The organism is Nostoc sp. JL34 (genome assembly GCF_017114945.1).
GTDB lineage: Bacteria > Cyanobacteriota > Cyanobacteriia > Cyanobacteriales > Nostocaceae > Nostoc.
The window spans coordinates 39,964-60,091 of the sequence record NZ_JABXKQ010000023.1 but is presented as its reverse complement, the minus strand read 5'-3'; the positions used below and the strand labels follow the sequence as shown (position 1 = coordinate 60,091).

Annotated in this window: 20 protein-coding genes; 10 read left to right on the top strand and 10 right to left on the bottom strand. The window is 41.7% G+C overall.

From position 1 onward, the window contains the following. Window positions 1-52: 52 nt before the first annotated feature. Window positions 53-610, bottom strand: coding sequence for a tyrosine-type recombinase/integrase (locus HWQ44_RS03920; protein WP_292715103.1), 558 nt, complete (start codon window positions 608-610; stop codon window positions 53-55). 219 nt (window positions 611-829) lie between these two features. Here HWQ44_RS03920 and HWQ44_RS03915 point away from each other — a divergent pair, with 219 nt between their 5' ends. From HWQ44_RS03915 to HWQ44_RS03875, 9 genes are all read left to right on the top strand, one after another. Continuing rightward, entirely contained in the window at window positions 830-1,156 is a 327-nt protein-coding gene (locus tag HWQ44_RS03915) for a hypothetical protein (protein WP_292715100.1), read from the top strand. Beyond that, window positions 1,156-1,524: a hypothetical protein gene (locus HWQ44_RS03910; protein ID WP_292715097.1), complete on the top strand. Its 369-nt coding sequence runs from the start codon at window positions 1,156-1,158 to the stop codon at window positions 1,522-1,524. The genes HWQ44_RS03915 and HWQ44_RS03910 overlap by 1 nt, the downstream gene beginning before the upstream one ends. Continuing rightward, window positions 1,484-2,101: a hypothetical protein gene (locus HWQ44_RS03905; protein WP_292715094.1), complete on the top strand. Its 618-nt coding sequence runs from the start codon at window positions 1,484-1,486 to the stop codon at window positions 2,099-2,101. Before HWQ44_RS03910 ends, HWQ44_RS03905 begins: the two co-directional genes overlap by 41 nt. An 8-nt stretch (window positions 2,102-2,109) precedes the next feature. After that, window positions 2,110-2,694 carry a hypothetical protein gene (locus tag HWQ44_RS03900; RefSeq protein ID WP_292715092.1) on the top strand — a complete coding sequence of 195 codons (585 nt, stop codon included), beginning with the start codon at window positions 2,110-2,112 and terminating at the stop codon, window positions 2,692-2,694. Further along, window positions 2,684-5,050 carry a collagen-like protein gene (locus HWQ44_RS03895; RefSeq protein WP_292715091.1) on the top strand — a complete coding sequence of 789 codons (2,367 nt, stop codon included), beginning with the start codon at window positions 2,684-2,686 and terminating at the stop codon, window positions 5,048-5,050. Before HWQ44_RS03900 ends, HWQ44_RS03895 begins: the two co-directional genes overlap by 11 nt. Window positions 5,051-5,053: 3 nt before the next feature. Further along, window positions 5,054-5,902: a hypothetical protein gene (locus HWQ44_RS03890; RefSeq protein ID WP_292715089.1), complete on the top strand. Its 849-nt coding sequence runs from the start codon at window positions 5,054-5,056 to the stop codon at window positions 5,900-5,902. Window positions 5,903-6,223: 321 nt separating this feature from the next. Next, window positions 6,224-6,793 carry a hypothetical protein gene (locus tag HWQ44_RS03885; RefSeq protein ID WP_292715086.1) on the top strand — a complete coding sequence of 190 codons (570 nt, stop codon included), beginning with the start codon at window positions 6,224-6,226 and terminating at the stop codon, window positions 6,791-6,793. Next, entirely contained in the window at window positions 6,793-7,170 is a 378-nt protein-coding gene (locus HWQ44_RS03880; RefSeq protein ID WP_292715083.1) for a hypothetical protein, read from the top strand. The genes HWQ44_RS03885 and HWQ44_RS03880 overlap by 1 nt, the downstream gene beginning before the upstream one ends. A gap of 25 nt (window positions 7,171-7,195) precedes the next feature. After that, a complete protein-coding gene (locus HWQ44_RS03875; RefSeq protein ID WP_292715082.1) occupies window positions 7,196-7,507 on the top strand; it encodes a hypothetical protein in 312 nt (103 codons plus the stop codon). Window positions 7,508-7,581: 74 nt separating this feature from the next. Here the strand turns inward: HWQ44_RS03875 and HWQ44_RS03870 are convergent, their stop codons facing one another. From HWQ44_RS03870 to HWQ44_RS03830, 9 genes are all read right to left on the bottom strand, one after another. Further along, a complete protein-coding gene (locus HWQ44_RS03870; protein ID WP_292715079.1) occupies window positions 7,582-7,788 on the bottom strand; it encodes a hypothetical protein in 207 nt (68 codons plus the stop codon). An 85-nt stretch (window positions 7,789-7,873) separates the two neighbouring features. Further along, window positions 7,874-8,422, bottom strand: coding sequence for a hypothetical protein (locus tag HWQ44_RS03865; protein ID WP_292715116.1), 549 nt, complete (start codon window positions 8,420-8,422; stop codon window positions 7,874-7,876). Window positions 8,423-8,476: 54 nt separating this feature from the next. Continuing rightward, a complete protein-coding gene (locus HWQ44_RS03860) occupies window positions 8,477-9,253 on the bottom strand; it encodes a class I SAM-dependent methyltransferase (RefSeq protein WP_292715077.1) in 777 nt (258 codons plus the stop codon). A 69-nt stretch (window positions 9,254-9,322) separates the two neighbouring features. Continuing rightward, a complete protein-coding gene (locus tag HWQ44_RS03855; protein WP_292715075.1) occupies window positions 9,323-11,914 on the bottom strand; it encodes a U32 family peptidase in 2,592 nt (863 codons plus the stop codon). 115 nt (window positions 11,915-12,029) lie between these two features. Continuing rightward, the gene (locus tag HWQ44_RS03850) at window positions 12,030-14,441 is read right to left on the bottom strand and encodes an AAA family ATPase (RefSeq protein WP_292715072.1); all 2,412 of its coding nucleotides are present in this window, start codon (window positions 14,439-14,441) and stop codon (window positions 12,030-12,032) included. A 74-nt stretch (window positions 14,442-14,515) separates the two neighbouring features. Then, on the bottom strand, window positions 14,516-15,091 hold the full coding sequence (locus tag HWQ44_RS03845; RefSeq protein ID WP_292715071.1) for a Uma2 family endonuclease: 576 nt from the start codon (window positions 15,089-15,091) through the stop codon (window positions 14,516-14,518). 162 nt (window positions 15,092-15,253) lie between these two features. Next, on the bottom strand, window positions 15,254-17,062 hold the full coding sequence (locus HWQ44_RS03840; protein ID WP_292715113.1) for an ABC transporter ATP-binding protein: 1,809 nt from the start codon (window positions 17,060-17,062) through the stop codon (window positions 15,254-15,256). A gap of 212 nt (window positions 17,063-17,274) precedes the next feature. Continuing rightward, the gene (locus tag HWQ44_RS03835) at window positions 17,275-18,405 is read right to left on the bottom strand and encodes an aldo/keto reductase (protein ID WP_292715069.1); all 1,131 of its coding nucleotides are present in this window, start codon (window positions 18,403-18,405) and stop codon (window positions 17,275-17,277) included. A gap of 194 nt (window positions 18,406-18,599) precedes the next feature. Further along, window positions 18,600-19,097, bottom strand: coding sequence for a bifunctional nuclease family protein (locus HWQ44_RS03830; protein ID WP_012406891.1), 498 nt, complete (start codon window positions 19,095-19,097; stop codon window positions 18,600-18,602). Between the two features lie 340 nt (window positions 19,098-19,437). Here HWQ44_RS03830 and HWQ44_RS03825 point away from each other — a divergent pair, with 340 nt between their 5' ends. After that, entirely contained in the window at window positions 19,438-20,118 is a 681-nt protein-coding gene (locus HWQ44_RS03825; protein WP_292715067.1) for a riboflavin synthase, read from the top strand. Window positions 20,119-20,128 lie beyond the last annotated feature (10 nt).

The window sequence follows — 20,128 nt, the reverse complement described above, 5'->3', positions numbered from 1 at the left end:
TTCTACTACTTAACTTTTCGTTACATAGCTGTAAATTTTTCCGCCCACCTACTTATGCCGAAAGCACTTTTAAGTCAGAATGGCCAGTGATTTTTTTGATCATCGCCAAGTTGATACCCTTGTTCGCAAGATTGGTGATGAAACTCCGGCGGGTGCTGTGAGTGCTAATTCCTTTGGCTGATAACCCAGCTTTGTCAACGGCAGCGCGTAAAATTGCATCTGCCCACCTCAAGGTAATGGGCTTATCTCCGTCACGAGCGGGAAACAGCCACAGAGAACTTGATTCTGGCTTGTATGTAAGCAGTATTTCCCTGAGAACTGGATGTACTGGCACTTGTCGATTTTTGCGTAAAGCTTTATCTTGTGCCTTGCGCTTGCTGTTGGGTTTAGCCTTGCGCGTTCTGGCTCGAAAATTGATATACTCCCTTGGAGTGCCATCTTCGGCGTATACATCGGACACTCGCAGCTGCACTAAAGCACCCCAACGCTCACCTGTGTAGCAACCTAAATCAAAAAGCAACTTGTATTTGCGGCTCCGAATCTGTGTGCGGATTTTTGAGCAATCTGCATAAGTCAGAACAGCTGCTTGTCCTTCTCTATCATTTTTCATTCGACCTGTTCTCTTCTAACTGTTCCGGTTTAACCCTGCCTAATGGTTAAACCGGAATATTTCTATTTTTAGTTATTAGCTAAGTCTGGGTTAATCGTAGTCACTGCAAGGTTTACACGTCTTCAGTAAATGTTCTTGTTTTACATAAAAGTGGAATATTTACATAATTTTGGCTACCACATACAACGGATTTATTCACTTCAATAAAAATCCGCTTTTATGGCAGAACTAACTTTAGAGCAAGTATTTGGCCCTGGCACTACACAGGACGCAAGTAGCATTACTCTTCTGAAATCAAATATGCCAGGGTTAACAGCCAGTAGCAGTAATACAGCAGAATCGCTGCTAGTGGGAATAGTGTTAAAAGCCAAGGTTAATCTCACTGCTGACAACCAAACATCCAATCCTGACCAATCCATCACGATCGCCGATGGTTTTGTCCCCTCTTACACGGTGAGTAATAATATCCAATACAGGCAAGATGACATTACATTGTCACTCCGAAAACCTGCGGGGTCGCTAGCAATTGACCCAGATGATTACTAATGTCATATATACAAATCACACTGGCTGATTTGTTTGGTGAGAGTGCTACTCAAGATGCCAGTACTCTCACTATAAAAAAGTCAGATTTATATGGGTTGACTCCCGCTTTGAGCAATAGTGCAGAGTCAATATTGACAGCAATTTTATTAAGGGCATCCACCTTATTTGGTGCCTACTTGTCCGATGAACATGGGAATCCAATCATCACAGAAAACAGCGAGTTAATCGGATACGAAAATTCATCCATCTATGAATTCCTAAGCGTTTTTATTTGGGATGGAAAACACTTCATCACGGATGGTACAAATCTCGCAGAGGTAAACACAATTGTCACCCAATCCTTTACAGATATCCCAGCTTGGGAGTGAGAAACTCATCCCAGATGACACCGACCTAATACCAATTCAACAAGCGGATGGCATTACAAGACGTATATCAAAAGCAAATTTACTCGCCAATTATGCACCGATAGAAGAAGCTTCTTCTGGTTCACAAATCATCCATATACAACACACAGCAAGTAGCGGCGGCGGAAGCGGTGGGAAACAGTCAACGCAATGGACTCCACGACCTCTTAATACGATAAACATTGACCAGACGGGTGAGGTGATATTGAGTAGCAATACGATAACGCTACCTCCTGGCACTTACATCTGTGACGCTATTGGTCAATTCTATGATTGTGGATTACTGAAGACAAGATTACAAGATGTGACAAACGGACTAACGCTAGGGAGAGGATACTTTACTTACACCAATTGGGGCAATTTGATGTATCTCATCCCACTAAAAGCGGTGTTTACTTTAACAGGAATCACAAACATTCAATTTCAATACTTTCAAGCTGGTGGCACTTACGACGGTGCTAGTAACATGGGTGTCGGTTGGGGTTATCCGGGTGTACCAGAGGTGTATGCCGATGTCCTGTTAACAAAAGTAGGGTAACTCTCAACATGTCCTATTGCAGTACTGAAGATACAGCGGCGCTTCTCACCTACATTGACGGTGAAAATATCAAAAAGAAAGTCACTTTTAAAAATGCTTGTCCAATAGATGTAAATGTCAGCGATATCAATAAAGAAAGTTTCTTTTTTGATGGCGGTAGACCTCTAAACCACTTTGCCCCAGGCGAAATTGTGAGTGTAACTTGCACTGGTACGTTTCGCCAAATTGGTAACAATCCCAGTACAGAATTACCATGCACTTACATTCTTTCTACCGCTGTCATCACTGGCAATAGGTTACAGAGTGAATTTGACTCAACTTACAGTGACAACACAGGTGATATGACCTTTAAGGTGGATTACAAATCTACCGATAATATCATTAGAGTCACTCATGATGGTGAGTTGATATTCAAAGATGTGGCAGTCGCACCGATAACATTTAAAGTCGATTGCATCAGAGTGAGATGTCCTGAAGGTACTTGTGAATGCAAGCAGGATGCTTACCCCGGCTACTGTTGCAATGATTGTGAAAAGACCACAGCTAACTTACATGCGATGGTAGAGCAACTTAGGAGGGTAAATGGCAAATGATTGTGAAAGTTTAGCAAGAGAATTAGCGTTATTGAGGGCAGAGATTGCGAGTATACAGCGAGTAGATGAAAACAGGATTATTGCATCTACAAAAGCCGCGTTAGAGCCGGGAATTGCAAGCGCGGTAGTTGGCGGAATAGCGGTAGTTTCTAATAAGTTACAACCACAGATTGATAGCGGTATAGAAAAGGCACGTCAAGCATTTGAGAAAGCTTTTAGTGCCGAACGATCAGCAGGATTTGCTGGAAGTGCAGCCCAAGCCGCTAATGCGGAAGCCTTAAGAGCTAATAGAGAAGCTTTAGCAGCTAGCGTAAAGGCTGCGAGAGCATCATCTGCTGCGGAGGCGGCAAGTGCGTCGGCTGGCACATCGACAAAGGTTGCAAATAATGCTTTTGACAAAGCAGGGAATGCAGCAAGAAAAGCTGAACTATTAGAAGCTCAGGCAGAGGCAGCACGAATAAAATTAAACAATGTAGAGGATATTGCTAAAACTGCCAGTAGAGAGTCAAAGCTTGCACAAGGACTAGCAAATACTGCTGACGGTAAAGCAACGGGAGCCGTAGCAAATTCTGCAAAAGCAATTCGTGACGCTGCCGCCGCTAGTAATGAGGTTGGTGGATTACGCGGGATAGTTAACGGTATCGGTTCAAAAGTCGATAGCTTTGGTAGAGCGATCGGAAAACTAGAAAGCGCTGTTGGCGACGCAGTTGTTAAAGCAGCTAACGCTATTGGCATCAGCAAGGAAGCACTTTCTACTACCGCAAAGTGGGCGGGTCGAGTACTTGAATTATTCAACGTCGTTGCAACAATATTTACGCTACTTGAACAGCTTGCGGTGCTAGAAGTCCTTGGGGCGCGGATTGACGCGGTAGAGAATCAGGTGTTGTCTCTTGGTGGTCAAGTTAGCGGAATTCTTGGGAATTTACTGGCGTTAAAGAATAGGGTAAATGTGATCAATGGCATCGCAGTAGATGCGACATATTTAGCACGGCAAGCACTTGGAATCGCTGACAATGCCGCATCCATCGGTCGTGACGCCCTCGGATCGGCATCAACAGCCGGGGTAATTGCTGTGGGTGCGGCAAAGGAAGCGCAAAGGGCTAGTACATCGGCGGCGGCAGCAAAACAGCAGGCATCGAATGCATATCAAAAAGCCCAGGAATCGCAGGGCATCGGTGAACAAGCAAAACGTGTTGCAGGTGTTGCTTTGAACAAAGCAGGTATAGCGTTGGGAACAGCACTGACTGCAATTGCTTTGTATCAAGGAATCAAAAGCCTACGAGGTCTGCAAGGAATTCCAGGTAAGCAGGGCGAACGTGGTGAAAGAGGATTTCCGGGCGCACCTGGTAGGGATGGTGTTAATGCCAACACGATTGTAATCAATGTGCCAGGTCAACAGGGCGCTCCTGGCGCACCTGGTAGAGATGGCAACGACGGTAGAAACGGTATCAATGGGAGAGATGGACAAGACGTGAACCCAGCAGATTTGGCAGCATTACAGGCATTGATAGTACAGCAACACCAGGAGACACGAGCCAATGTAAATGCAACGACAACGGGCTTGATTGGTGGATTGCAAGCTTTTGCAAGTGCTAGATTTGCTGGGATAACTTCGCTCATGACTAGCATTGCTCAGAATACTTATGTAGAAAAAGCTTTGCAAGTACTAACTTTTGCTACTACTTTGCACAATGCTTTGATGCTTACAAATAATTTGGGGCAGACATTAGGTAGTATTATTAATACCGTACTTGGATTAGTGCTTCCTAAGGGAATCGACGGAACGCCACTTGATATTAATTCGATTCTCGGCAAGGCAACAACAAGCCTGATTCAAGAAGCTATCGGAGAAGATAATTACACAAAACTTTCTCAAGAATGGGCGCTTGCCAATAGAATTTATCAAGCATCGGCGAACGTTTTCAACTCCATTACAAATGCCACAAGCACTCTGATAAACGGATTAGAAGTTATCGGTAGTCATGTAGCCAAAATCGGCAATGCTCTCAAGGTGTGGCGAGTATTAGGAGAAAAAGCTTATGAATGGTTTCATCCAAATCCCAATTTCCACAATAAGTTTTTCACGTTCTTGAATAATGCCGAAGCTGGCGCTAACACTATACAAGCTGTGGTGCAAGTTCCTGTCAGCATTGTTGATGCCAAAAATCAGATTGATAGTGCCAACGCTGAATTTAAGTCAGCCATCAAAGGTGAAAAAAATCCAGATGGCAGTCCAAAAGAAAGTGGCATACCTACTGAAGAGAATAAGGATAAGAAGGATGAAATTGCGGCTGCAAGAGCTAATTCTCAGCCATTTAACTTTGACTTCTCAGATTTGTTTGATGGAGAAGATTAATTTATGGACTTGCCAGATAATTTTAATCCAGTTGAACACCTCCAGCAGACTTATAAAACTGAATTTAATCGACGGGTAGATAGATATTTTAGAGATGTAGAAGGTAATGGTGATTTGTCGGGGACAAGACCATCACTAAAATTAGCGTGCCGAATTACAGATGACGATAATGACGCGATAATGAATATCCGTCACAATTTATTCTTTAATGTAATCGGCTATAGCAGAAAAAATTTAGCTGTAGTTTATGGCTCAAAATTTGATACCGCTCCCCCTGTTGCTGGTCATCCTCAACTATTTTTGTATTTCTCCCAAGATGGAGCTGCACAACCAACAGATGAGCCATTGATTGAACATGAGAAAAGTTGCAGGTTAATGAATTTCTCATGCTCAAGCGGAGGGATAAAACCTGCTATTACCAAAGCAGACATGGTGGCAATCGGAAATGAGATAAAAACCTTATTTTTAGATTCTAAAAAAGGTATTACTTATAGCTGTGGCAATAAATCTGCATCCTATACAGATCCAGATAACGGTTTTCCAAAAGGAAATTATATTCTAGTAAATTCTAAGACTGATGCAGAAAATATATATTCAAAGATGTGCAACGCAATTGATGCACCTTTTAAGGGAGAATCCCATATCGTTTTAAACGATCCAGATAAGCCAAGTACAACTACAGCAACTGCCGGCAAAACAACTATTCTCGGTAAACCGACAAATAACAGACGTTATAGACCAGTAGCCGTACTGCGATTTAGATATGCTTACATCTCACTAGGGAACCTTATTCCCCCTATATTCTTAATTGACACTACGCTTAGAAATCACTCGCTAGTCGAATGGTTGTAATCGTTGAAAATCATAAAAATCATATTTTATAAACTTAATTAAAAAAGTAAAATTAAGATGCAAAAAATTATTTATAGCTAGAGTTAATTTCCAATAGTTAATATACAACTTAAATCCTCTACGCAAAAGCACTTAGATATGATCAACATAATAAGCGTTTTTGATAGTACTTATACACACAAGTATTTAATGCAAATTAGATAATCTAACAACATAAGTCAATTTTATAGGAAACCTTATAGGTTTCCTGGGTAAAAAAGTAGCCAAAATCTGGTGTTAGCGTAGCGGTTACAAGGAATTTAATCCAGGAAGTTATACAGAATGGCTAGAAGGTTGAGTGCGGCAGAACTTCAAGCGCGGGCAGACAAAGCTAAAGCAAGAGAAGCAGAACGAAGACAAAATCTGATCAGTAATCCAAAGGCATATAAACCACAAGCTGCTGATGATTATGATACTGCTTACTATCGCGATCCTTTGGAAGCAGGACTGATTCTAGCAGTAACAGTAAAAAAAGAAGCTTACACAAAATTAGGTGGTTTGACTTCAGTTGGACTGCTAGCAACTGTTCCAGAGAATGCAGTATCAATTCCCAAGGTCAGAGGTGATAAAAGGAAGTTGATTACAGTCAGTTGGTTCTTTGGAGATGACACTCCTATAGTTGTTCCTGCCACTGCAACTCGAAACCGTTATGTCAAATTCTATGACAAAAACGGCAATCAATCTCACTACAGCATTCCATTCTCTGTTGCTACAGGAGCTTTCACTCTATCAACCATCATCACGAATTTTGGAACCTTATTCAATAAAACTAACGGAACTAAGCGTGAGGTTCTTGGCGCTCATGGTGAAGTCTTCCTGAAATTTGGAAAAGAAGTAATAGCGCGTTTCTGATGACCATTTCATGGAACTTGCTTGGTGAAGTTCAAGTTTCAGATAACTGGCAATTATTTACAAATAATGCAATAAGTGACACTTTTAGAATCACTACAACCATTACGGACATTCAAGGATGGAACAGCACGAAGATACAAAGTGCTGCCTATATACAATTCTTGTATCCAGATACAGAATCTACAAAATCAAAGATTGTATACATTCCAGTCCGCGATGAAATTATTGTATATGAGTTGCCAGTTCCTCATCAAATGCGAGAAGCCGGATATTATATCAGGTCAATATCTTGTCGATTCTCGTCTAAATGGGTGGGTCAACTTCCATTAGCATCATTTGCTGGATGGAAACTCAAGATAGAAGAGTTTAATTCTTAACTTTAAAATTAATGCTCTTTAAATAATGAAATTTGATGCAACTGTAGCGAGTTTATTATTAGCTTTAGTTTGTGCTGTATCAGGTTGGGTTGTTTGGTGGTTTAACAAAATTCAATTCGATAAAGAAATAGCCACCCAGAAGGCAGCAGATGCAGCTACAAAAGCTTATGCGGCAAAGCGTGACTTTGAACACCTCAAAGGTAATCAAAAAGACATATCCACTGGCATTGCTCTTGGATTCGATGAAATGGAGAAACGCTTTGATGCTCTTGACCGAGACATTCTAGAAATCAAAGCTCACATCGTAATCCGTGGTGGAGCTACTGACCACAAGTAACTCACCGGGGATTCAGGGTAACTGAAACTTTTATGGGGACTCTAGACAATTGGGGAATGGGTATCAGAGATTGGTTATTCACGAGTGCGTCTTTCCCTTTGTCTTTTAGCCATTCCCTCAGCTAGTTGCTCTACTCGCTCGCGTTTGCTGAGTGGACGGCTAGCCACAGCTTTAAGCACAAAATAAACTAGCAGAAAAATAGCAGACGACAGCAACCCATATTGAAGAGTCAAAAACGTGGATGCACATCCAGCACTATAGTCATACACAGAGAATTTCATCTGCAAAAATTAAAACCCCAGTTTAGCCCTGTGGGGATTCAGTATATGGCACTCGGCATAGGCACAATACGTATAGTCTAAATTACTAGAGTGAACGCTGTAACCCTATCTTGTTCTTAACAGTCGTTTGGATAGTGCATAAAGCTGGACTTGTATTAAAGTTGCAAGTATAGGTTGCCAAGGGTTCTTTTTGATAATTAAATACCCGGACGTTGTAACCAAAGTTTCGTGCAGCGCTACCCAAGCGATTTACGAAGTCGTAGCGCTCTACATACTCTAGTAAACTCCAAATTTGCTGATTCACGATCAAGTCTACTCGTGCAGGTTCTTTGTCAGTAGCTGGATATGCTATCCAATTATCCAATAGCTTTTTCTCAGAGTTTTGTTGTGCCCACCATAAACTGGGAACGGTTAATCGTTCTGGATGAATGGTGTTAGCTGTGATTACGTAGTCTTTTGGCTTGGTTAATAAGTCTAGTTCTAAAGGCGCACTAGAAGGCGACGGTATTGAGGGGGTTTGCGCTAGTGAGGGCGGGACTAGTAAAGTCGTGAGGCTAATAGTTAGTAGTAATGAAAATGATATCTGGCGATGGCTGCGCCCGCCGCAGGCATCGCACAATTTGGGTATATGCATAACTGATACTAATTCATAATTCGTCATGAAGGTACAAGTTAAAATTCGCACACATTAAAGTTTAATGGCAACGATGCGAATTCTTCGATAATCTGCTGTCCAAGTTCCTTGTTCATATAGTGTTGGCTTCAGATATTCTTCTACGACGGGAATTATTTCTATTTGTTGCTTAGGTGAAAGTCCGGTAAGGAAAGGGCTGGCGAACATTTTAATCCAATTTGCTATGCCCGCTTCTCCCTCTGCTAAAGGAGTGGGACGAGGAAACAGGATAGCATAAATGACATCAAAGCCTTGCTGTTCTAGTAGGCTGCTGTATTCACCAATACTGGGGTAATACCAAGGATTCTCTACTTGTGCTTGAGGGATACCAATGGACTCTAAAGCGCTGTATAAAGCTGTGGCGATCGCCTGTACATTTCCCTTACCACCAAATTCTGCGACAAAACGCCCTCCAGGTTTTAGGGATTGATGGATGGAAGCGATCGCGCTATCTGCTTCTTTCACCCAATGTAATACAGCGTTGGAAAATACAGCATCCAATGGCTTATCTACTTGAAAATTTCTAGCATCAGCAACATCAAAACGGATATGGGGATAGTTTTGTCTTGCCTTCTCAATCATCTCAGATGCATGATCAACTCCCATTACTTCAGCCCCAGTTTGAGCAATTTTTTCTGTGAGTTGTCCAGTCCCACAGCCAAGATCCAAAATGGATTCTCCTGGCTGAGGGTTTAGTAATTTCAGTAAGTCTTCGCCATATTGCCAGACAAAAGCGTGTTTATCTTCGTAAAGGGAAGTATCCCAATTATTGCTTGTTGAAATATTATTCATAAATAACAATGATGGTTTTTAATTGAATCTGATTGTTGACTATTTAGCTTTGGGCGATCGCAAAATCAATTACGATCGCAGTGCTGATACTCCCATAGGGCCACGAGTCACACCCAGTTGATTTTGCAACTTCAACTCACGCCAGAGTTGGGAACCTGTAATCTCACCTTGCAATAGTTGACTATAAAAATGTATTGTTTTACTCACTTGCTCTGGTGTCTCATTCACAAATTCGATGCGAAAGTTACGTAATCCTAGTTCTATCAGACGCTGTACGTACTCGGCTCCAGTTTGAGCAGTGCCATTAAATACAGTATTGCGGCAACCTACATCTGCTTTGAGAACGTGTTCGCTGCCTACACGGTCTTTTAATTTCACTTCCTGCTTTTCACAAGGTCTTCCACAGTTGGTGTAATCTGTACCTGTCGAGAGAAAGGCACAAAAAACACAATGCTCCATGTGGAACATCGGTATATGCTGATGGATTGTCACCTCAAACCACTGGGGGGGAGAACTGGTGAGTAAATCTTCAAGTTGGTTAATATTTAGGTCATAAGAAGCCGTCAGCCGTTCTAAACCAAAGCGTTGCTGAAAGTAATCTGCTGTTAAGGGATTAGCAACGTTGAGCGAAAAATCTCCGATACAACGGTCTGCTGCAAAGAATTGCAATTGGTCATAGTTCCGTATCAGATAGCCATCTGCTTCCGAAGCACGGACTTGCTGCAAAATCCAATTTTCCCCCGGTTTAGTAATTCGGGGAGGTGCAACCCAGATGGTGGGGACTGGGGATTGTTGTCCTGCTTGGCGTACTAGCTGCACCGCTTCTCGGTAGGTGCGGGGATCTTCAAATTCACAGTACAGTGTTTCAACACCAGCTTTGAGGGCGGCTTGGAGTTGCTTGAGATTGCGTACTAGGACGATGAGTGAAGGAGATAAAGGAGACGAGGGAGATGAAGAGGGAAGTAAGTCTTGAAAAGAGACATCAGAATGTAATTGCCAGCGTTTGGATTGACTCCGCAATTCTTCCAACTGCACCACGATTTCCCGCCGCATCCGGTTCAACTCACTTACAGGCAGCATAAAGTTACCACTGAGGTGATTGGTTAGCGTTCCCAAACAGAAAGGTGTGTTACCGAGACGACCGAATTGTTCTTGTAAACGGTCTGTATCTAGGGGTTTGGTGTGCGCTTCAACCAGTGAAATTGCAGACTCTAGCTGTACAATATTACCGAGTCGATCGCGGGCGATCGCAATCAATGGCTGACCAACTTCTCCATAAATTTCTACATTAATGGGACGCTGAAATTGTGGGTTCTCGCCAGCAAAACTCTGACGCACTTGCTTATCGAGTTCTGGATCGCTGGTTTTCCAAATGCGATCGCCTATATGCACTCGGCGTAGGTTCAAGTCATTTCGACCAAAGGTCAACATAGCTTCTTTACCCTTGAACACCACAGCATAAACCCGGCCGCCTTCTTCCTTCGCCTCTGGATGACCGCAGTCAAAAACAATTCCATCCCCTGGTTTTACAGGTGCTTCCAATTTGACTGTTACCTGTTCGTTGTGAATGCGGGTAACTTCACCTAAATAAACCCCACGTTTTTTACCAAAGCGGGCGTGAACTAGTTCCTGATTATTAATCCCGCTAAACCAACCCGTATAGAGTCCGCGAGAAAATGCCATTTCTAGGTTGTAGTGTTCTTGATCTGATTGACCTCTCCCCCAGCTCCTCTCCGAAACGGAGAGGGGAGCTTTTATTCCCCCAACGCTAGTAGGGAAGGGGGTTAGGGGGTTAGGTCTTTCCAATTCCTCCATCACGCCATCCAAAGCTTGCCGATAAACACGGGTGACATTAGCAACATACTCTGGAGCTTTTAGGCGACCTTCAATCTTGAGACAAGTTACTCCTGATTTGACCAAATCTGGCAAAACATCTAATCCAGCTAAGTCTTGAGGACTAAGTAAATATTTGCGATCGCTCAAATTCACAACTTGCCCATCAGCGATTAACTCGTAGGGCATCCGGCAAGCTTGGGCACATTCACCTCGGTTAGCAGAACGTCCGCCTAAAGCCTCACTAGTCAAACACTGACCGGAATACGCTACACACAAAGCACCGTGAACAAAGACTTCCAAGGGCAGCGAAGTTTCCTGTAGGGCAATCTGCTGCTGAATTTTATTGATTTCCTTGAGAGAACATTCACGCGCCAGCACTACTAATTGACAGCCGAGTGACTTGGCAAATTCCACCCCAGCCGCACTGGTGATGGTCATTTGGGTTGAAGCATGGATAGGAAAATCAGGCGACAGGTGACGGATGAGACGGCATATACCCACATCCTGAACAATCACCGCATCTACACCTGCTGCAATAATTGTGCGGAGATATTGCTGTGCTTCTGCTAGTTCTTTGGGAAATATTAGTGTGTTGACAGTGACATAACCCTTTACGCCCCGACGGTGGAGGAATTTCATCAATTGGGGTAAGTCCGCCTCAGTAAAATTTTCTGCCCGCATTCTGGCGTTAAACCGATCCAAACCGAAGTAAATCGCATCTGCCCCATTTTCCACAGCAGCTTTAGCACAGTCCCAATTACCTGCTGGCGCGAGTAGTTCGGGACGTTGAAGAGAGAGTGGGGGAGAGGGGCGATCGCTTTTCATCAGATTTAGGGAAGGTTAACTAGCACCATAGTGATTTTATCTAAGTTTATCGGGCAGGGTGGGGAAAGGATAGGGTGAGGTTTGATTATTTAGCATCCTGATAATGAATTTTTACTTAAGTCCAACGTTGACTGATGCGTTCTCGTAATTTTCTTTGGCTATCATAAATTTGTTTTTGAGGTAAAGAAATATATAGACTATCTTGTTGCAAGCAATATTCAACAAATAATTTAATAATAACTACCCAATCTTGTCGAGTTCTTTTCTTTTTAAGAAAATCACGCACACGCATAAGATAACTTTGACTAGCGATAGGCGTATTTAAAGCCATTTGACCTATATAAATTCCTTCTTTTTCTTCAACAGCAAATTCGTAATGTATACGTCCGCAAGGAGTAATTTTAACTCTTTGTGATTCGTAAATATTTGCATCAGTTGGGTCATAGGTTTCAATGAGGCGATAATCCAGAAGAGCCTTTAAGTGTTCCTTAACTAGAATCCTGTTGATTGTTACAGGCTCAAAATAATTTAAAATATCATCAATATACAGATAATTCTTTTCTGCATCTGAGTTCTCAGAATATGTGTCAGATAATAAGCGTAGTATAGATAACCTCAGTAGTGGGCTTGTGATACTGCTAGGTTGAACTTCAAAAAGATTTAAAATAAAATTGCTATCTTTTTGATAAAAGTGATTATAATCTCCAACTAATAGTGCTTTTTTTATTTGCCAATGACTGATGTGAGACTTTTTACCAATTACATAAGCATTTACAGGTACAGAAATCTCAATAATAGGTGAAGTGATAATTCTTCGAGCAATTTGTAAACTTCTTCTGATATCATGATTAGAGAGCCACCCTACTATGCGTCCTATGTAATCTTCATTAATAAATATATCTTCTACAGCAAAAGCAAAAGCACTAATGTTAGGAATTGATAAGCGAATACCTTTTTTAGTAAAGTATTTTTTACTCCCTTCTGAATCTTCTATTGCTTTTTCTTTTATGAATTCTATCCGTTTAGCTAAAACGTCTTTTGTAGACGGTACAGGAAGATAAAAAGCTTGATTTTCATATGACTGTAGTGGGCCTGACTTTGACAACTGCCAAATCGTTCGATCTGTTATTGGACAAATAATAAATGAAAAAACTTTTCTATATATAGATTGTGCATATTGAAACACTGCTTCTTGGAATATCTGTGGGAAATGATCAGTGTTATCAAAAACTATACATGGCATTAATCCTCTTGCTTTAGTAGCATTTTTAATCAATTTCATTACATAATCATCTGGATGTTTTTCAGTAAAATCTGCAATATATTCTCCAAATTTTTCCTTAAATTCATTTTTGTTCCTTTCATACAAAGGCTTCCGCTCACCACATCTCCATCTTTGATATTCTTGATAAAATACTCCTTGAAGTTCGCTATATGATGGATATTCACCCTTAAACAAGCCATTTTCTAACTCAATTTTGAGTTTCTCTGTTAGCCAACTAGTAATAGTAGCTTTTTCCCCATTAGAATCAGCTAAATCAACCCTAATTAATAAACAATTTTCTCTAAGACTCTTGTCTAATATTAAACGAAAAAATCTATCGATAAATGTAGTTTTACCAGCTCCTTTATTACCTATTATTAAAACAAATTCTCCTTTTTGTAATTCTACAGCATTACGGATTTGATTTTGTAGCTCAATACCCTTCGCTGAATTAACAATATCAATTCTATTCAATAAGTTTCGTGTTATTTTTTGTAAATTTTCATCGGCTTCTCTACTTTCTTTTGATTCCACAAAACATTTGGCAAGCATATCAGGATCGTCTTCCCCTGACATACTAGTGAAAAAGCTGTGGTAGACATTCTCAATATCTTTGAATAATGCAGACTTTGTAAGTAAATATCTATCAGAATTCTCAAGTACTGAATAAAGAGATTCATTATGACTAATTTTTAATCCTTCCGCCTCATATATGTACGTTTTGTATAAATCTTCTAAGATTCCCTCTCGTGAGAACACGTCGTAGAAGGTAGCAAAATTCTGTTGAATAGATTCAAGGTTAGGGAATGCAATTGCTTTACCCTCACTTGGAGGCTTACCGTCAGTACGAAGGGCCCAGAAGCCAATCCACTCAAAACCTGTTGTCAAGGCACAAAACAACACAGCTTTGTCAGTACAATAGCGTTTTGCTTGATTTAATCCATCTGCTGCTGACTCAAGCGCAGAACCACCAACTTTGTACCAAGCCATACGTGGTTGACGAGTATCAATCAGTAGCTTTGATGTTCGCTTCGCCTCCACTACAAGCCTGCTGCGTCCTCTAGACGTTATTAGGTAATCAATATAGCCACTGTCTGTATGAGGCTCTGTAAGAATTTCTTCTCTCTGCCATCCCAAAACTTCTGTCAAAATTCGGTCAATAACTTGGAACCGTGCATCCTGTTCAGTCTCAATTTTTATGCAGCTTTGTGTTAATTCTGTATATAGTGAGTTAAATTTTTCTTTTGCTTGATCAATATTCATTAGCATCTAATCCTTTGCAGATACTACAGATTAGCGGCTTGAGGCTGCTATTAGTATAAATATACTAGTATAATTTAAGGCTCAAAGTTTACCTTGTTGTATAAATCCTGTAGAGAAATCTCAAAGGGTACGGTTACAAATGCGATCGCTTCATCTTCTTCATCATATTCACGAAGCGTCCATTGTTTTTTCCCAGTTTTGGAAAATTGATCAATATGAATCCGAGTTTGGTCAATTAATAGATATTCTTGAAACGTAGAAATTGTCCGGTAAGCCTGAAATTTATCCTCGCGATCGCAGCCTTTAGTAGATTTTAATAAAACCTCAACAATAATCTGTGGATTCAGAATTATATCCTTTCGGTTGTTAAAAAACTCTGGTTCACCTGCCAGAATCATCACATCTGGATAGGTGTAGGTAAGCTTTTGGGGTATCCATAGACGAACATCACCCATGAAAACCCGGTAGTTCTGCTTTTTAAAAGCAAAATTCAACTCAGTACTCAAGTTAAGTGCTATTTGATTGTGATTTATCGTCCCACCCACCATAGGAATTATTTGCCCGTCAATGTATTCACTTTTGTAGTCAGCAGCTTCTTCTAGCTCTAAATATTCCTCTGGGGTATAGTATCGCTGTTGTGTTATTTGCATAGTTTTATCAGGTAACAATGAACGATACGGAGCATCTAGTGACCCATGTTTACTGCACAGTTTAACGTGGTTAGATAGAGATGTTATGTGCTTTGTACAAAGTGAGCGTAGGCGCAGCCCAACCTAGGCATCGCTATCTAAATTCACAAAATAGCTCACATCTTATTGATAACCAGCTGCTTGTAACAGAAATAACTTGGCATAACGTCCTCCTAGCTGTAACAACTCTTCGTGAGTTCCCTGTTCTATAACTTCACCGTTTTCTATAACTAGGATTTTGTCAGCCATTCGTACCGTTGAGAAGCGATGGGAAATCAAAAGTACCATCTGATTTTGAGTAATAGCGCGAAAATGATTGAAAATCTCAAACTCAGCTTGGGCATCTATTGCTGATGTTGGTTCATCTAACACCAAGATATCTGCTTGCGATCGCATAAATGCACGAGACAGCGCAATTTTCTGCCACTGTCCCCCCGAAAGTTCCTGTCCTCCTTTAAACCAACGACCAAGTTGAGTCTGGAAGCTTTGGGGTAATTGGTCAATAAATGATTGGGCCATACCTTTTTGGGCAGCAGTTTGCCAGAGGGTTTTGTTTTCAAGATGTTCTACATCGCCGACGCCAATATTCTCACCCACAGTGAACTGGTAGCGGACAAAGTTCTGAAAAATCACACCAATGCGACGCCGCAATACATCCACATCCCATTCTTGCAAGTCCAAGCCATCTAAGAAAATTCGCCCAGAGTCTGGCGTGTAGAGTCGGGTAAGTAGTTTGATTAAGGTAGTCTTACCGGAACCGTTTTCACCCACAATTGCCAGTTTCTCTCTGGGTTTCAAATGCAGCGAAATATTTGTCAATGCTGGCTTAGAACTTCCCGGATAAGTAAATGATACGTTCTCGAAACGGATACCATCTTGAGGATTTAAACCAATGGTTGCCTTACCCCAAGATTTTGGTACTTCTTCTTCCAAGAAATCATAGAGATTTGATAAATATAGGTTGTCTTCATACATCCCTCCAATAGAAGTGAGGGCATTGGAAAAAGTAGATTGTCCTTGGCGAAAAACGGTGAGATACATTGTCATATCTCCCAAAGAAATCTTACCTAGCACTGTTTCCAACACAATCCAAGCATAAGCTAGGTAAAAAGCCCCAGTACTGACTAAACCCAAGAGATATCCCCACAGTCCTCGCCGCAGAGTCAAATCGCGGTCTTCGCCATAGAGTTGATCGAACAGGCTGCGGTAACGTTCTAGCAACATCTCTCCCAGCTGGTAGAGTTTGACTTCTGTGACAAAATCTTCTCTTGCTAATAGATTTTCTAAATAGTGCTGTTGACGAGTTTCTGACGCACGCCAACTAAACAAGCGAAAGGCTTCCCCAGCAAACTTTGTTTCCGCAATAAATACTGGCATAGCGGCCAAAATCAGTACCACCACCGCCCAACCTGAGAAATTTACTAGCAAAATCCCGTAGGTAATCAGGGAAAGGGCATTTTGCACCAATCCAAAGGTGCGGCTTACTAGGGAAAGAGGACGAACTGATGCTTCTCGTCGGGCATTGGTCAATTTGTCATAAAATTCTGAATCTTCAAACTGCCTAAGATCCAGTGTCAGCGCCTTTTCTAAGATGAGTACATTTACCCGCTGACCCATTAGCGCCCGCAACAACGACTGACAAATGATGATTCCCCGCTGACTGCCTGCTAGTAAAATTACAGCGATCGCTTCTAATCCTACATAAAATAGCGCGGGATAAATATTGACTAAACCATTGCCTTGTGAGTTAACTTGAGAGGCAAATACCACTGCATCCACAATTAACTTACTGATGTAGGATATCGCCGCCGGTAAAAGACCAGCAACTATTGTTAAACTAGCCAAAAGAATAGTAAGCGATCGGCTAGTAGTCCATACTAAGCTTACAGCCCGTCCACTGTAGCGGAAAACCGTCAGTGATTGGCGGAGGATATTTCTTTTTTTTTAATTTTCATCTTTCTTTCCGCGATATACCCAGCTTGGGCGGATCTTCCTAATTCTTTTAATCTTTATAAATTTTACCAATAAAGAACTCAGAACTTAGGAGCCGGAAGTCAGAATGACGAATGTGTGACTGGGTGGTGACCCCCATACTTAGGGTAACGGATATTCAGAATTCAGAATACTGACTCCTGTTTACATTTTTATCCCCACAATCTCCGACCTGCTTTCCCACTTAATCTCTGGTGAGTATCTGACAATAAAGCTGGAATATCTAATTTTTCTGGACACCGAGGCAAACAGTCACCGCATTCTGTACAGCGGTTTCCTTTCATTCCAGGGAACCAGTGACCGGCATTTTCAAACATTCCGTAACGATATTGTCCATAGTCTTTCATGTCGTATGCCACTGCGAGATTACGTAACCGTAATACCTCTGGAATATTGATATTTTCTGGACAGGGCAAACAAGCATAACACTGGCTACACTTATCAGTTTCCAAAGCAACTTTTTGGTGATTTTCTAAATGCCAGAAAGTGGAAATTTCTGCTGATGTTAACTCTCCATCCTGGTCAGCAATTCGCAAAGGTTCTATTAATTCATCTGGGTTGGCTGGCCCGATACTCAAAGTATTAATACGGTTGTCAGAAAGTAAAAATCGATAATTTAACTCTAGGGGTGAATACGGGTGACATAGGTCTTTTAGAGTTTGAGGTGGCGTGTAGAGGCGTCCTCCCTTATCAGCAGGGGAAATTATAAAAATGCCCATGTCCTTTTCGGCAGCTAGTTGAATCGCTGGTGCGTGCCGTTGAAAAAAATAGTAATAATGCAGATTGACAAATTCAAAAAAATTTGTGTTTATTGCAGCCTGAATTACTTCTAATGACCCGTGGCTGGAAAAACCAACGTGTCGCACTCGACCATCAGCAACAGCTTCCTCTACAGCTTGCATACAGCCATTTTTGGCTTGCACCCACTCTAAATGTTGCCAAGTGTTCAAACCATGAACGCCTAAACAATCTAAATAATCTAGCTGTAATCGTTCTAGGGATTCGTCGATGCAGCGACGCATGGTATCAGCATCTGCTGTGGCTGAGATTTTAGTAGTGACATAAAGCCTCGTTCGGGGTAATGACAACCCAGCTTTTAGCGCCCTACCAAGATATTCCTCGCTTTTGCCGTAACCTCTGGCGGTTTCTAGATGATTAATTCCTAGCACTAAGGCTTGTTCGATGGTCTGGTGAGCATTTTCAAAATCAGCCAAGTAGCGCATTGTTCCCAAGGAAAAAACCGAGAGGTGCAGATTCGTTTTTCCAAAGCGTCGGTATTTCATAAATTGAGTCCTGAATAGTGAGTGCTGTTAGCGGATAGCTAGGGTTTAGCCCATCCTGAGTAGAAACACGATTAATAGTCTCTGTACAAGAATGACAAAGTGAAAAAGAAAGAATAAAGAACTTATTTTTATTCTTTAAGATTCTCTATTCTTTCTCAGCATTCAGCACTCAGCACCCAGCACTCAGCACTCTCCTAGCTGTCGCCATTACCAAAGCGCTTGATCAAATCTTCAGGACGGAGATTGGAAATAAATTCACGGAAGGCTTGCTGTTCGGCTTCATCTGCATCGCGATCAACAGGGATAGAAGCATCGGCAATGACTTCTTCCATTACCCAAATGGGGGTATTTGTACGGAGGGCAATGGCGATCGCATCGCTAGGACGCGCGTCAATTTCTTTTTTGACCTCGCCTTGTTGGACAATTAAAGCTGCATAAAATGTATCCTTTTGCAGGGAATGAATGATCACCTTTTCTAGAGTCATATTCCAAGTCTCTAGAAGATTCACAATCAGGTCGTGAGTTAAGGGTCTAGGAGGCTTCTGATTCTCCAGTGCGCCCATAATGGCCCTAGCCTGTTCCTGACCAATGTAAATTGGCAAAGCCCGCCGATCTGAAGAATCTTTCAAAAGTACGATCGGGCTGCGGGTTATGGCATCTAATGCTATGCCAGCGACTTTCATTTCAATCATTGGCTAGGCCTCTACAATGCTTTGAGAACCTTGGATGCTGTGTAACAAATAGTACCCTTTTTTGGGCGGTTTAGCGAGACTAATAAACATAAGCATTCGTTCTCTATAATTGCTTCTATTAAACTCCGAACTTGTGGTGAAAACCAGAGTAAGTCAAATTGGTCTTCTTAGACAATAACCTTCTTACCCAAGTATGCCTTGTGAAGGATGCTAATGTGTTAATATTCCTATACGAAAAAAAGTCAGAAAATATACTTGGATGTTCTCAATTTCTGTGACAATTACCAATTGATTTCAGCCAAAATTAGGCAATAAATAGAGTTAGTTTGACAAAAAAGCCGTGTTTACAGGATTAATCCAGGCATTAGGAACGATGGAACCCTTAGGGGGCGATTCTTGGCAAATTACTTGTGTAAGCCAGTCGGGTGAAGTAATTATGCAAGATTTGGCTTATGGTGACAGTGTTGCTGTAGATGGTGTTTGCCTGACAGTGGAACAAGTTTTAAAAGACGGATTTATTGCCACGGCTTCACCGGAAACTCTCCGCCGCACGACTCTGGGAGGTGAGCAAACGCAACAAAGATATGTCAATTTAGAAGCGTCGCTTAGGGTAGGCAGCAAAGTTGGCGGTCATTTTGTGATGGGTCATGTAGACGGCATCGGTCGATTGCTAGTGGCCGAACAAACGGCTAGCTCTTGGGAAATGACCTTTATTGCTTCCGTTGCGATCGCCCGGTACATTGTCCCTAAAGGTAGCATTGCCGTCAATGGCATCAGTCTCACAGTCGCCGCTTATGAGCCAGAACTCTCCCAATTCAAGGTGGCGGTAATTCCTCTCACATACACCGAGACAAATCTTCGCTATTTGGTTTCTGGCAGTTTGGTGAATCTAGAAGGGGATATTCTCGGCAAATACGTGGAAAAATTCCTTTATTCTGGCAATCCACACACCACAACCCCTGATGACAATAGTATAGATGGTATTACACCCGCATTCTTAGCAGAACACGGGTATTTGTAATTGGGCATTG